The organism is Acinetobacter sp. UBA5934, assembly GCF_002430855.1.
GTDB lineage: Bacteria > Pseudomonadota > Gammaproteobacteria > Pseudomonadales > Moraxellaceae > Acinetobacter.
This window is the reverse complement of record NZ_DJDC01000026.1, coordinates 17,124-31,559: the sequence shown is the minus strand read 5'-3', so window position 1 is coordinate 31,559 and position 14,436 is coordinate 17,124. Positions and strand designations below refer to the sequence as shown.

The 14,436-nt window shown below is 41.7% G+C and carries 15 protein-coding genes; 11 read left to right on the top strand and 4 right to left on the bottom strand.

Annotated elements, in window-relative coordinates; genetic code table 11:
* From B2Y23_RS01900 to B2Y23_RS01855, 10 genes are all read left to right on the top strand, one after another.
* Positions 1-194: acetyl-CoA carboxylase biotin carboxyl carrier protein subunit (locus B2Y23_RS01900; protein ID WP_291368692.1), on the top strand; the 194-nt coding region annotated here is incomplete at its 5' end.
* Positions 191-1,093 carry a hydroxymethylglutaryl-CoA lyase gene (locus tag B2Y23_RS01895; protein WP_291368690.1) on the top strand — a complete coding sequence of 301 codons (903 nt, stop codon included), beginning with the start codon at positions 191-193 and terminating at the stop codon, positions 1,091-1,093. The genes B2Y23_RS01900 and B2Y23_RS01895, both read left to right, overlap by 4 nt.
* Before the next feature lie 107 nt (positions 1,094-1,200).
* Positions 1,201-1,908 carry a CoA transferase subunit A gene (locus B2Y23_RS01890; protein WP_291368688.1) on the top strand — a complete coding sequence of 236 codons (708 nt, stop codon included), beginning with the start codon at positions 1,201-1,203 and terminating at the stop codon, positions 1,906-1,908.
* Positions 1,909-2,538 (top strand): CoA transferase subunit B, encoded by a 630-nt coding sequence (locus B2Y23_RS01885; protein ID WP_291368686.1) that lies wholly within the window; start codon positions 1,909-1,911, stop codon positions 2,536-2,538.
* Between the two features lie 408 nt (positions 2,539-2,946).
* The gene (yddG, locus tag B2Y23_RS01880; protein WP_291368684.1) at positions 2,947-3,873 is read left to right on the top strand and encodes an aromatic amino acid DMT transporter YddG; all 927 of its coding nucleotides are present in this window, start codon (positions 2,947-2,949) and stop codon (positions 3,871-3,873) included.
* Positions 3,874-3,988: 115 nt separating this feature from the next.
* Positions 3,989-4,933 carry an ABC transporter permease gene (locus B2Y23_RS01875; protein WP_291368682.1) on the top strand — a complete coding sequence of 315 codons (945 nt, stop codon included), beginning with the start codon at positions 3,989-3,991 and terminating at the stop codon, positions 4,931-4,933.
* Positions 4,933-5,814 carry an ABC transporter ATP-binding protein gene (locus tag B2Y23_RS01870; protein WP_291368680.1) on the top strand — a complete coding sequence of 294 codons (882 nt, stop codon included), beginning with the start codon at positions 4,933-4,935 and terminating at the stop codon, positions 5,812-5,814. The genes B2Y23_RS01875 and B2Y23_RS01870 overlap by 1 nt, the downstream gene beginning before the upstream one ends.
* Positions 5,815-5,891: 77 nt before the next feature.
* A complete protein-coding gene (locus B2Y23_RS01865; protein ID WP_291368679.1) occupies positions 5,892-6,899 on the top strand; it encodes an isopenicillin N synthase family dioxygenase in 1,008 nt (335 codons plus the stop codon).
* A complete protein-coding gene (locus B2Y23_RS01860) occupies positions 6,896-7,777 on the top strand; it encodes a hypothetical protein (protein ID WP_291368677.1) in 882 nt (293 codons plus the stop codon). The genes B2Y23_RS01865 and B2Y23_RS01860 overlap by 4 nt, the downstream gene beginning before the upstream one ends.
* Positions 7,778-7,785: 8 nt before the next feature.
* The gene (locus B2Y23_RS01855) at positions 7,786-8,115 is read left to right on the top strand and encodes a DMT family transporter (protein ID WP_004280373.1); all 330 of its coding nucleotides are present in this window, start codon (positions 7,786-7,788) and stop codon (positions 8,113-8,115) included.
* Between the two features lie 270 nt (positions 8,116-8,385).
* Here B2Y23_RS01855 and B2Y23_RS01850 read toward each other — a convergent pair whose 3' ends face one another.
* Genes B2Y23_RS01850 through B2Y23_RS01835 form a run of 4 tightly spaced genes read right to left on the bottom strand, consistent with a single transcriptional unit; the run spans position 8,386 to position 11,786 of the window.
* The gene (locus B2Y23_RS01850) at positions 8,386-9,408 is read right to left on the bottom strand and encodes an ABC transporter substrate-binding protein (protein ID WP_291368675.1); all 1,023 of its coding nucleotides are present in this window, start codon (positions 9,406-9,408) and stop codon (positions 8,386-8,388) included.
* On the bottom strand, positions 9,405-11,216 hold the full coding sequence (gene atzF, locus B2Y23_RS01845) for an allophanate hydrolase (RefSeq protein WP_291368673.1): 1,812 nt from the start codon (positions 11,214-11,216) through the stop codon (positions 9,405-9,407). Before atzF ends, B2Y23_RS01850 begins: the two co-directional genes overlap by 4 nt.
* Positions 11,217-11,218: 2 nt before the next feature.
* Positions 11,219-11,668 carry a CopG family ribbon-helix-helix protein gene (locus tag B2Y23_RS01840; RefSeq protein ID WP_291368671.1) on the bottom strand — a complete coding sequence of 150 codons (450 nt, stop codon included), beginning with the start codon at positions 11,666-11,668 and terminating at the stop codon, positions 11,219-11,221.
* On the bottom strand, positions 11,661-11,786 hold the full coding sequence (locus tag B2Y23_RS01835) for a hypothetical protein (RefSeq protein ID WP_291368669.1): 126 nt from the start codon (positions 11,784-11,786) through the stop codon (positions 11,661-11,663). The genes B2Y23_RS01840 and B2Y23_RS01835 overlap by 8 nt, the downstream gene beginning before the upstream one ends.
* Before the next feature lie 640 nt (positions 11,787-12,426).
* On the opposite strand from B2Y23_RS01835, the gene B2Y23_RS01830 reads away from it, so the two are divergent.
* The gene (locus tag B2Y23_RS01830; protein ID WP_291368667.1) at positions 12,427-14,424 is read left to right on the top strand and encodes an AAA family ATPase; all 1,998 of its coding nucleotides are present in this window, start codon (positions 12,427-12,429) and stop codon (positions 14,422-14,424) included.
* Positions 14,425-14,436 lie beyond the last annotated feature (12 nt).

Sequence of the window (14,436 nt, the reverse complement as noted above, 5' to 3'; positions counted from 1 at the left end):
CCGATCTGGTTGCGGCGAATGATCAGGTGAAAAAAGACGATGTGCTGATGACCCTGGAAGCCATGAAAATGGAATATTCAATTCGTGCACCGCATGACGGCATTATTGCAGCGTCCTATTTCCAGGCCGGTGACCAGGTCAAAGCCGGTGATGAACTGGTGGAGTTTCAGGCCCTGGCGGAGGAAGTTGCATGACTGATTTTGTCAAAATTGTAGAGGTCGGGCCACGCGATGGCCTGCAAAATGAAAAGACGCCGCTGACGCTAGATGACCGGAAAAATCTGATTCTGGATTTAATGAAAACCGGTTTGCAGGCGATTGAAGTGGGTTCCTGTGTTTCGGCCAAATGGGTGCCGCAAATGGCAGACAGTGATGTGCTGTTTGCCCAATTGCCGCAAGATCCGAATATTCAGTTCAGTTTACTTACTCCAAACCTGAAAGGTTTTGAGTCTGCACTGGCTGTGGGATGTAAAGAGGTTGCGGTGTTTACCGCAGCTTCTGAAAGTTTTACCCGCAAAAACATCAACTGTTCCATTGATGAAAGTTTTGAGAAGTTCACCGATGTGATGGCAGCAGCTAAAGCCAATGATATCAAGGTTCGTGGTTATGTTTCCTGTATGGTGGATTGCCCTTATGAAGGCGCCATTGATCCGCAGCAAGTTGCCAAAGTCAGTAAACGCTTACTGGACATGGGCTGCTATGAAGTGTCCTTGGGTGAAACCATCGGTACTGCCACTCCCGATCGGGTGAAAAAGGTGTGGGATGTTTGCCTTGCCGAATTAGACAGCCAGGTTTTAGCCGGACATTTTCATAATACTTACGGCATGGCGATTGCCAATATCTATCAATCGTTGAATCAAGGCATTCGGATATTTGACTCTTCGATTGCCGGTTTAGGCGGTTGCCCCTATGCCAAAGGTGCTTCGGGCAATGTGGCCACGGAAGACTTGTACTATTTATTGTCCAAGATGGGGTTTGAAACCGGTATCAACTTGGATGCCCTAATGCAGGCTAGCCGTAGCATCAGTCAGGTGTTAAAGCGCAATAATCCATCAAACTATGCCAATGCCTATTGGCAAACAAAAGGTGCTTAAAGCAAAACTGCATGATTTTCTCAGGGTTAAAACGTCATGCAGGAAATTTATAAAAAGTTGCAATTCGGTCATACCCAGGACTGACCAGGAATAAAAAGAGGGATCAAATGCTAAATAAAGTTTATGAAAATGCACAGGCTGCATTACAGGATATTGTTCAGGATGGTCAAACCCTGGCGGTCGGTGGCTTCGGTTTATGTGGTATCCCGGAAGCACTCATTGCAGCACTCAAAGATACAGGTGCCAAACAACTGACCTGTATTTCCAACAATGCCGGTGTAGATGGTTTTGGTTTGGGTCTTTTACTGGAAACCAAACAAATCAAAAAAATGATTTCATCTTATGTCGGTGAAAACAAAGAATTTGAACGTCAATATTTAAATGGCGAACTGGAAGTCGAACTGACCCCGCAAGGTACACTGGCTGAAAAACTTCGTGCTGGCGGTGCCGGTATTCCAGCCTTTTTTACCCAGACCGGTGTCGGCACTTTAATTGCCGAAGGTAAAGAAGTTCGTAAATTTGAGGGTAAGGAATATATTCTGGAAAATTCATTAACTGCAGATATTGCCTTGGTCAAAGCCTATAAAGCCGATAAAGCCGGGAATCTGATTTTCCGCAAAACCGCACAAAACTTTAATCCGGTCTGTGCCATGGCGGGAAAAATCAGCATTGCTGAAGTGGAAGAAATTGTCGAAATTGGCGATTTGGATCCCGATGAAATTCATCTTCCCGGCATTTATATCAACCGGATTGTTTTAAATAACCATCCTGAAAAACGCATCGAACAAATGACATTAAAAGCGGAGGCGGTATAAATGGCTTGGACTCGTAATGAAATGGCACAGCGTGCCGCTTTGGAACTGGAAGATGGGTTCTATGTCAATTTAGGTATTGGCTTGCCAACGCTAGTGGCAAACTATATTCCTGAAAATATGGATGTCTGGCTACAGTCGGAAAATGGCTTATTGGGTATTGGTGAATTCCCAACTCAGGAAACGGTCGATGCAGACTTGATTAATGCCGGCAAGCAAACGGTCACTGCCCGTAAAGGCGCGGCTTTTTTCTCTAGCGCCGATTCTTTTGCCATGATTCGTGGCGGCCATGTCAACATTGCCATTTTAGGTGCCATGGAAGTTTCCCAAACCGGCGATTTGGCCAACTGGATGATTCCGGGTAAAAAAGTCAAAGGCATGGGCGGTGCCATGGATCTGGTTGCGGGTGTGCAAAAAGTCGTGGTGTTGATGGAACACTGTGCCAAAGATGGCACGCCAAAAATTGTCGAGCACTGTGCCCTGCCGCTAACCGGTAAAGGCGTGGTACACCGCATTATTAGCGACTTGGGTGTACTCGATATTACCGCTGACGGGATCAAACTGGTGGAACTGGCGAAAGACGTCAGCTTTGAAGACATTCAAAAAGTGACCGGTGTTGAACTGCTTCAGTAATGCTGTCTTAATGTGATCTTCTATTCTCCATTTCCCCTTAAAGCTGCTCACAGTTTTAAGGGGAAATCATTTCTGGTATGGATTTTCCTGCTTTAAAAATAAGAGTTTTAAAATATAAAAAGGACATTAAAAGTATGGATAACTCGCATACGCCCGACGCGTTCTAATCGATGCGCCGTCTGCCTGGCATAATATTCTGTAACCGGACTGAGTTGCAAAAACAATGAGATCATCATTATTTAAAAAAGTCGCCTCAACCGGTGGCTTTTTTCCATTAAACCTCAATTTAAGCATTTATTTTGATTATGCTAGATGGCTAGTCTAGCAACCACTTTAAGTATAAATTGCTATAATCATCAATCTTTTTATCTTCCCAGAACCTGTCCTGACAGCTTCTTAGCACTTCCTATGTATAGAAATCTTGCAACATTGATCGGTTTTAGTGCAATTTTGCAATGGTCTTCAATTGTGGGTTTGCTGAAAAAAATTAGTGCCAGTATCGGTGCAGATTTGGCGGTCACCCTGATGTATAGCTTCAGTGCCTGTATTCTGCTGCTGTTATTTGGTATTCCCAAATTAAAGCAGGTTCCAAAAAGTTATCTCATTTTTGCAGCCGTTCTATTTGTCATTTATGAGCTGTGTTTTTCATATGCGATTGCCCTGTCGCAAACGCCACAACAAGCGATTGAAGTAAGCCTGGTCAACTATTTATGGCCGAGTTTAACTATTGTCATGCTGATCATTTTTAAAGAAATCAAGTTTAATGGTTTCGTTGTGGCGGGCTTAGCCATTAGTTTATTGGGAATTGTACTGACGCAAACGGGCAACCAGTCGATGAGCTGGGCGACCCTTTCAGAAAATATACAAATCAACCCGACCAGCTACCTGCTGGCTTTTCTGGGTGCAAGCCTATGGTCACTTTATTGTGTGATGACCAAAAAATATAGCCAGGGACATAATCCGATTGCTCTGTTCTTTGTGGCCATTACTTTGGTGCTCTGGACTAAACTGTTTTTTACTCATGACTTCACCGCAATCCCGCACTTTAATCTCAGCACATGTCTATATATATTGCTGGTGTCCTGTGTCACTGCGCTTGGCTATGCCGCCTGGAATGTCGGCATTATTCAAGGCAATATCACCATTTTAGTGACCTTGTCCTATTTCAGTCCTATCTTTTCTACCTTAATTTCCATGCTGATTTTACAAACCCGGCTGTCGAGTGAATTTTGGCAAGGGGCAATTTTAGTGACCATTGGTTCTTTTATCTGCTGGATTTCCACCAACTGGCAAGCAATCAAAGTAAAACTGTACGGGTTTTTTAAAATTTCATAAATTGAAACTAACAGCCAACTGCCTTATATGAATAAAAAAATTATTTAAAAAGTGGCATCCATTTTGCTTAACAGTATTACGTTTTATAAAATTTGTAATATTGAGGGGCAACACTATGAGTTACGTTGCACGTGAACTCAGTCAAAGAAATAAATTGCTGTTTGGCTTGGGGTCTTTTTTAATACCAATTCTGATCTGGTGTGCAGTAAGTTACTTGCCCTTTATTTGGCATCCACAAATTCAAATTACCCACTCAGGCAGTGTTGCCTATTTTCAGGTCGAAAGCCGGATCGATAAAGCGGTGTTTTATGCAGAAGCGCAAAATGCGGTCAATGCAGGCGCTGAACCGCCGCAAGGCTTGCTGGTCAATCCAATCTATTTACCTGCACCGCATGAAGTGGCCAAAGCTCTAGTAACCGCATTTATTACTCCACCGGCTCAAGCGGATGCACCCTGGTTTCATCAAAGTCTTTGGCACAGTATCAAGCTGGTATTTAGTGCCTTTTTCATTGCTTCGCTGATCGGTATTCCATTAGGAATCCTGTGCGGTTTTTCACAAAAAATATCTCAGCTGACTGAACCCTTTGTCGAGTTCTTCCGTTACTTGCCTGCTCCAGCCTTTGGTGCATTGGCAGTGGCTATTTTAGGGATTAACGATGCACCAAAAATTGCCATTATTGTGATTGGAACCCTGTTTCAGCAAATCCTGATTATTGCCAATACCACCCGCATGGTCGATCGTGGCCTGATTGAAGCGGGTTATACCCTCGGCACTAATAAGCTTAAAAGCCTGTTTCATGTGGTGATTCCTGCTTCACTGCCAGATATTTACCGTGATTTACGTGTGCTTTTAGGCTGGGCCTGGACCTATTTGATTGTATCTGAACTGATTGGTGCTACTTCCGGCATTACTTGGTTTATTACCCAGCAGGCGCGTTATCAGAACTTTGACAATGTCTATGCGGCAATTTTAATTATCGGGGTGATTGGACTGATCTGTGATGTGGCATTAATGAAACTGGGACAACACCTATTTAAATGGAAAGCAGGAGCAAAATAATGACAACCACAGAATTTAATGCCAAAGCTTATTTCGATTCGATTTATGCCCGCCCTGTCATTCTAGAAGCAAAAAAACTCAGCCAGGTATTTAGGCATGGCAAAACCGAACGCACAATTTTGAATCAGCTGGATTTAAAAATTCATAAACGCGAGTTTATCTGTGTGATTGGGCCATCAGGTTGCGGTAAATCCACTTTTAGCCGAGTGGTAGCAGGACTAGATCCATATACAAGCGGCGAAATTTTAGTTGATGGGACACCCATCGTGGGTCCAAGTCCTGAACGTGGCATGGTATTTCAAGGCTATACCCTGTTTCCATGGAAAACGGTCAAAGAAAATGTGATGTTTGGTCCGAAAATGAAAGGCGCCAGCAATGCGATAGCAGAAGCGCAAGCACGTGAATGGATTAATATCATTGGTCTGGAAAAGTATGAAAACCAGTATCCGCATGAGTTGTCTGGCGGGATGAAACAGCGTGTCGCGATTGCCCGGGCTTTGGTCAATGAACCGAAAATCCTGTTGATGGATGAACCTTTTGGGGCACTTGATCCACATACGCGGCAAAAAATGCAGCGTCACCTGATGGACCTGTGGCAAAACATTGATATCACCATTATTTTTGTGACCCACGATATGGATGAAGCCATTTTACTGGCCGACCGTATTGTTGCACTGAAAGCCAATCCGGGTGAAATCAAGGAAATTATTGAAGTTGATCTACCTCGTCCACGCCATCCAGACGTCATGCTTAGTCCTGAATTTAAACAGTTAAGACAACATGTCGATTATCTGGTGCATGCTGAAGAAGATGAATTGGATCCGGCACTGGCAGAACTGCCAGTCATTCCGCGTATGACCAAGGTCAGCAGCAATAAATAATCTTATTCAAAATGCCTTCAGGACGACCCGAAGGTTTTAATCGCTGTGTTGGACGACCAACATTAGAGGTGATTGTCATGCAAGCGCAATATGTACTCCCACTGGTTGATATTTCAAAATTACAAAGTCCGGATTTAGCCGATCGTATTGAAGTTGCTCATGCTCTGGATCATGCCTGTAAAGAAGTCGGATTTCTTTATCTGCAAGGTAGCCAGTTTAATTTTGATTACGCCAAAGCCCTGATTGAAATGACCCAGTCCTATTTTTCTCAGGATCTGGACACCAAAATGCAGCACTATATTGGCAAATCAAAAAACCATAGTGGCTATGTGCCGATTGGCGAAGAACAGTTTGCCGGCAACAGTTATGACTTAAAAGAAGCCTATGATGTCAATTATGATTATCAGGGTACACAAAAAAACTGTCCTTTACTTGGCCCTACCTTATGGCCAAACTATCCAAACTTCAAGTCTAATGTCAGCCAATACTACAGCCATCTGCGTGAGATCAGCCGGCAGATTTTTTCTGCCTTTGCACTGGCGTTGGGCGTTCGTGAGGATTTTTTTGAAAGCAAAATTACTGATGCACCAAGTCAGCTACGCTTGATTCATTATCCCTATAATCCGGAAGTGCAAGATGCCGAAGGTATTGGCGCACATACCGATTACGAATGCTTTACCCTGCTGTTACCAACCGCGCCTGGCTTACAGGTTTTGAATAAAGCCGGCGAATGGATCGACATTCCAGTGATTGAAAATACCCTGGTGATGAATATCGGTGACATGATGGAAATTCTGTCAAATGGTAAATATCTCGCCACCAAGCACCGCGTGAAAAAGGTCTCGGAAGAACGTTATTCATTCCCGCTGTTTTGCGCCTGCAATTATGACACCGTGATTGAACCGGTTATTCACACTGAAAATTCCAAATATTCTGCCCTGATCGGGGGGGAGCATCTGTTTAATCAGACCGCCCAGACCTTTCAATATTTAAAACAGCGCGTCGCTAGCGGTGAGCTGGTCTTAAAAAATGCTGTACCACTTTCCTCTTTTGGACTTGAAGAACAGGCGGAGACAGCATCATGAATCTGTTTGAAGTAATTAAAACTTTAAAGCCCACTATCCCTCAGCCAGAGATTATTCCGGGCTTTTTATACGGTGCTTTCCGGCGTAAAAGCATCAGTTTTTATAATGGCCTGACCGATGAAAATACCATTGTGTACTGGTTTCAGTCGCGCAGTTTTACCATTGATCTTCGTCTAAAAAGCCAGACGGGAACTGCTGTTCAGGAACGCCAAGGCTGGATTGGTAATACGCTTTGGGATAACGCCAGCCAGCTATTGTCCTGGGAAGTGAAAGACTACGCCAATTACCAGAATCATGTGCAGTGGCCGGAACCAGCCAGGTTGCATGCAATTGGCAACTGCATTCTGGAATTCTCTCCAAGTAATGTCTATGTCGAAGACTGGCGCCAGCAGGTACAACGTGGCCTGTTTTTAGGCTTGCGGCTGCAATCTGCGATTGATGTTCAATCTGGCCAATCCCTGGAAATGGATGGTGGCCTGATTATTTGTGGTGATCATATTGCTTATGCCCTGACGCGTTTGCCTGAAGTACAAAGTGCAGTAGCTCAAATGGATTTGAAAGCTGTCGATCCGACCGTGTTTGCCTTGTTGGAAAGTTTTGAGGTTTCTATCGGTACTGATGGTCAAGCTAAAACTTATAGCACGCGCACAAGCGAAATAGGCAAAGCCTTTAAGCTGGGAAATTTTGAAGTTTTCAATGAAAGCAGTCTGGTTCAGCACGTAATTTTAGATGATCGTAAAATCGACCTGATTTTTGAACTGGATATGTACCAGCCGGATTATGAGTTTCAACACACGACACCAACGACTGCGGAAGCTGAAAACTGGCTGAAGTCAGAACAGGATCATCTGATACATCATGCAGAACGGGTGGTATAGGGAGAAATATGTCTTTTTTATATTTGTCGATTGCCATCATCGCAGAAGTCATTGCGACTTCTGCATTGAAAGCTTCCAATGGTTTTAGCGTGCTCTGGCCTTCACTTGCCACCATTGCCGGTTATGCCGTTGCCCTGTTTTTCCTGTCGCTAACCATGAAAACCATTCCGATGGGCATTGCCTATGCAATCTGGTCTGGTGCCGGCATTATCCTGATTTCAACGGTTGGCCTCTTGGTATTTAAACAGCAACTGGATCTTCCCGCGCTGATCGGTCTGGCGTTTATGATCATTGGTATTATTTTTATCAATGTCTTTTCCAAAAGTACGCAGCTTTAATGTTTTAATATTAGCGTTCTTTCATAAATCAAAAAATGATCATTATATTCATATTTAAATGGATATTGAAAGTTCCTTCCCCCTCTGGAATGAGAAGCATTGCTTCGTAAGAGGATGAAGGGATTTCTTAGAAAGAACCTCTCCCTAACCCTCTCCTACAAGGAGAGGGAATTTTATTTGTAGTGATTCAAAATGATTTATGAAAGAACCCTATTCATCTGACAATAAAAAATCCCCAGACCGGGGATTTTTTATGCACGAGATCAGGCTTTATTGCAGCTCTTGTACCAGCGTTGGAACAATCACGCCGTCCACGTTCATTTCAGTCGTATAAATGCGGTTGGTCACATTGAACTTGTTCACATGGTAGCTGGAACCATAGATCGAGTCGAAGCCATCACCTTTGGTAAAGACTTTCTTGTTCGCTGCTAAATCGAGTAAATGGGTGCCGTCAAGAAACTGCATATAAGTTTTCGCATCGACCCCGACACGTTTGGACATGATCTGTGCAGCATCTTCACGAGTCGCCGGGTCATTGATGTATTTGACAGTTTTATCCCAGACCTGAATCACCTTTTTCCATTGCTCTTTATTGGCTTCCAGATGAGTCGGATTCACGGTCAAGGTATCGTAGATTAATCCCGGCTTGTCTTTAGAGGTGAAAATGATTTTTGAACCGGCCACTGCAGATAGCGCTTGATTCGCCACCGGCTGCCATACTGCAATCGCATCAATATCGGGAGTAGCAAAAACCTGTGGCAATTCATTGGTCATGGTATTGACCAGTTTAACTTCATTCAGTTTAACCTTGGCATCATCTAGTGCAGTGGACAGTAACAAGTGATCGACCAGGCCTTTTTCAGTTGCAATCGTTTTACCGCGCAGATCCTCAATTGAGTTAATGCCATTCTTGGCAATAATCACGTCATTTCCAGCTGAATAATCAGTCGCCATGATCATCACACCCTTGGTGCCGCCAGAACCAGTGACCAGATTATCACCATTGGTGACCAGTACGGCGTCCAGCTGATTCGCTGCGAATGCAGAGAGTGAAGCAGAATAGTCAAACCATTTAAAATCGGCATTAACTCCGGCATCTTCCAGCCAGCCTTTTTCAATCGCCACTTGCCAGGCCACAAATCCCGGCCAGTCACTATAACCAATCCGGATGGGCTGAGTAGTCACACGTCCTTCTGCCTTGGCATTTGGTTCAGGTACTTTAGCGGTATTGTCACAACCACTGAATAACATTGCGCAGCACACTGAGGCTGCCAGACTTGCTTTTTTGATCATTGTGCGATTTCCCCTATGCATTCACATTTAAATTTAGTATTTGAAATTTGTTTGGATTGAATATAGTCACGCCAGCCACCGAAATGGCTAATATCAGTGGCGTCTTCTAAAGCATAGCCTTCACAGATAAAGCCTTTAACCCAGCTGCCATCCGCCAGTTGCACATTGCCGATCCCCAAAGGTGCCGGAACTTCAGCAACAATCTGTCCGAACAGCGCAAATGGAATGTCCCAAACTTCAACTTCGATCGCATGCCCACCGTGTTGTGTACATTGCAGGCCCGGTTTAGGTGGCGTGGTATTTTTTAAGGCAAAAAGTTTGTAATTCGGTGCCGTTTTGGTTTTTTGCAGCAAAGTACCCTTGCGTGTAGTGAGCTGAAAATTCAGAGGCATCCCGGTCAGATGCGCGCCAACAACAGCCAACTTGACTGAATGCGCCGATGAAATATTTAAGGATTTTTTATAGAATTGATTGGATGTGCCTAAAGGCAGCTCAACAGATTGTTGCCAGCTTTGTCCAAACTGCGCTAAAGCCTGATCCATCCATGCAGGTGCAATAAAAGTGACGCCACTCGGTAAACCATCCGCGCGAATGCTATTTGGCAGTGCCAAGGCTGATAAATCGGCAAAATTGACAAAATTGGTATAAGCGCCCATATGGCTATTTTTCAGCAATGGATCGGCTTCCACATCGGCAATCTTATAGATGGTCGGTGCGGTTGGCACCATCAGTGCATCAAAGTCCGCCAGTGCCAGATTGATTTTTCGAGATAGCTGTGCACGCTCATATTCCGCCTGCATCATCTCCACGGCATTAAAGTTATCCGCCTGGCTAATGATCTGATTAATCACAGGATGGGTAACTTCACGTGCCACCATTTTTTCAACAGCGCTAGTACGTTCAGCGACCCAGGCCTTGTTATATAAAGCAGCTGCTAGTTGATTGAAAATGCTAAAATCAATCGTTTCAACGGTATAACCTAAGCCTTTTACCCGTTCAACGGCTTGCTCGAATGCTTTTTCAGTTTCAGCATCGCCATAAAATTCCAGCTGGGCAGGAATGGCAATTTTGCCTTTGGAAAATTGCGTCGGCACATTGGCTGGATGTTGACGTGAATATTCATCGGCTGCGTTATAGCCTTGCATGACTTGCGCCACCTGCCAGGCATCATCCACCGTTAAGGCAAAAATAGAAATCACATCAATGGTGCGGCAAGCCGGAATCAGGCCTGAAGTCGAAAACCAGCCTTTGGTCGGCTTTAAACCGACAATGTTGTTATGTCCTGCCGGTACACGTCCTGAACCTGCCGTATCTGTACCTAAACTAAAAGGTACTTGACCATTCGCGACTGCCACACTGGAACCTGAACTTGAACCACCACTGATATATTCAGGATTAAAGCTGTTCTTCACTGCCCCATAAGGTGAACGTACACCAACCAGACCGGTAGCAAACTGGTCCAGATTGGTTTTACCCACCACGATTGCACCGGCAGCTTTTAGTTTCGCCACGACAGTTGCATCTTGAGTGGCTAAATACGCTGCTTCTTTACACGCTGCAGTGGTATAAAAACCCGCAACATCAATATTGTCTTTGACTGCAAATGGAATGCCGTAGAGGGGTAAATCATCTAGCGATTGACCTTTTAACGCATCAATCTGTGCTTGTAATTGTTCTGCTGAGGCAATTGAAATCCAGGCATAGTCTTCATTTTCAAAACTGCTTACATAAGTCAGCAAGTCTTGAATCTGAATCTGTTGCTGCTGATAAGCCTGCTGCCAATCTTGAATTGTCCATAAAGTCTGCATGGCTAAACTCCTGCTTTATTTTCATTTTGTGGAATAGGAGGCATGACGGCATCCATTAATTCCAGATGGCCTTTAATGACCCCTTTTAATGCGGTAAATTGCTGGCCAATGTGTTTGAGATCTGAGCTCAAGCCCTGTATCAGCATGACTTCCATCACCTTGTTGTCATCTAGCTGAATATGCAGTGAACTGATCACCTGACTTAAAAACTGTTGTTGCAAATCAATTAATTGTGTCCGAAGCGCTTTTAAACTCACGTCATATAACAAGGTTAAAGTCCCTACCATCACTTCATTGCGCTGTTCCAGGTCTTCAATCAGGTGCTTGTTGATCATGTCGACAATGGCCTGAGAACGGTTTTCATAGTGTTCTTCAACAATGCGCTGATCTAAAGCAGCCAAGGTCGATTCCGGCACAGTCACACTGATTCGTGCCAATTTTTGTTTAGGCACGGTTTGATCCTTTAAAAGTCAGGTCTTGTTTGATGTATAAACCAGCACGTACGCTGAATAATTCGATCAGGAATTTTTTAAACGGATGCAGGTTTTTTTTAGCTTGAACCGTATTCATGTGCATCTCCTTAAGTATTACGAAAATTATGTTTTGTATTACTTAAACAAATGCAGAATGCGTGCCAATTTTTAGTTATTTGGGCTTGGCGAATAAACCGGAATGAAATGGCAAAAAAAAGCCCCATAACATTGAGATGGGGCTTGCTTGAAAGTAGAGTTAGTTGATTATTTCACCGGTTTATTCCATTTTTCTTGCTCATGTCCTTGCTATTGTTTTTATACATGCATGGTTAACCGATGTCTGTGATTGAGTGATCAAGTGTATTGCTCTCCTCTATTTATGTTGTATATAAATAAAAGCATTAAGCGTGCCACAATATAAAATTAAGTGGATTTGGTCAGAATGAAAGAGAAATGAGCTACATAAGCATAGGTAGAAAGAATGAGGATGATTTATCCATCTTTAAAATGCCTAAAAAATGTACCAGATTGCACCATTCAGGTTCACTAGTGCATCAAAGGGTGGCTATATTAATTCTTCTTTGATCCACTCTTGGTTTTTGGGTAGCAAGAGCATTTAAGAAAAAAAGCCGCCGAAAGATAGTTTTTCTTTAATAAGTACTGATTTTTTATATTCTAAATAAAATTATTTTTCTATAAAATCATAAGTATAATAATAGAATGCTTAGAAGAAATTTATGACAGAAAAATTATACTATTGGGCTGAAAATTTAGAAGACTATAGTTCAAACAATGATACTGAAACTAATTACGATGAAATTATAGAAATTAAAAGATTAAATTTTTTTATCGGTAAGAATAATGCTGGGAAAAGCCGATTTTTAAGAGGATTATTTATAACTGATAAAGGACAACAATTGTATAATTCTTTACAATTTAGAAAAATAAGCAAGTATAAAAAAGATTTTTCAGGTGTTTATACAAACAATAATCCACATTTCAATCAGTTTGTATCATATATTTCAGATATTAGACCAAGTAATATTGGATCAGTAGTTAATCAATTTTCAAATGCTCTAGAAAGTCTACGTCAATTAGGTAAATTGGGAGAATTATATTCAAATAACAATACCCGATTAGCTACACAGCATTTCACCCAAGAAGTTCAACAAGAATTACATCCGATTTTCATACAACCTAAATTTTATATACCAATTCTACGTGGTATGCGCCCTGTTACAGACTCAGAAGGTAAATATCCTTATATTGAACGTGCCCAAAAAGACTATTTCAAAAACCCAAATAAATTTAATAAGGACAATATAGTTACAGGAGAGCGCCTATATTATGAACTAAAAGTCCATCTACTAGGTGAACCAAAGCAACGTGAACTAATTAAAGTTTATCAAGAAAAATTGAGCCAATATTTTTTTGATAACGAACCTGTCACTTTAATTCCTAAATTTGGTAAAGATGAATATGGAAATGAAATTGATGTTGTTCATATTAAAATAGGCAATGACGATCAATTCGCAATCTATAATTTAGGTGATGGTCTACAACAAGCCATTATTTTGACATATGAAGCATTTATTCATGAAGATAAAACCCATGCTTTCTTTATCGAAGAACCCGAGCTTCATATGCACGCAGGTATGGTTCGTCAATTGATGAATTTCTACTTAAACGAAACACCACATTATTATTTCTTTACTACACATTCAAATCACTTACTTGATATGGCGGATGAATCTGACCAAGTAATGATTCAAAAATTTGTGAAACAACCAAAACAAGGTTCGTCTAACGAATTTGAGTTTAAAATTTATCGTTGTGACCGTGATCGTGACTTACTTGCTTCATTAGGTGTACGTCCATCTTCTGTTTATTTGGCTAACTGTACGATTTGGATTGAAGGTATTACAGATCGGCTCTATATCACTAAATATATGCAGAAATATTTAGAAGTGGTGAAAAAAGAGGAAGGTCTCGCAAACAACGACCAACCGAATCAACTTAGCTTATATAAATTCAGATCATCGGATATTCAACGGTTAATGCCTAATTATCACTATACATTTGTGGAATATGCAGGCAGTAATTTAACTCATTGGGATTTCAGTGATGAATTCACGGATCACTTGGATGATCGTGGATTAAATGCTCTTTTAACAACAAGTAGTGTATTACTTATAGCTGATGGAGATATTCAAAATAAAGGTAACAGAGTTCAATTATTAGAAGAAAAACTCGGTGACAAATTCTTTCTTTTAGAATGTAAAGAAACCGAAAATACATTATCTTCAAATATTATTTATCATGCTTGCCGCACTAAATATTTAGGTTTAGGGGAAACTTTTGCTAATAACATTGAATTAAAAGATACTCTTGCTAATTATTTATCAATAGATGGTATGCAATCAGATTCAAAGGATGGTTTTGATATTTCTAAATTGGATGAGTCTAAAGATTATTTCCACGTTAAAAATGGAATTGGAAAAATTATTGATGATCAAATTAAAGATGGAAATCCTAGAACTTCCGATGATAAACCTAAAAAATGCTTTGCTGATCAATCAGGGACGATTAAAGAAAAGCTTAAATTTTGTCGCTTAGTTTTAACTTTAATGGATCATATAGACTGGGAGTTAACTGATTCTGCTAAAAAATTATGCGAAAAAATATTCGAACACATCATTGCAGAAAATCCTTTACCAAATAAAAAGACCGCCTAAGCGGTCTTTTTT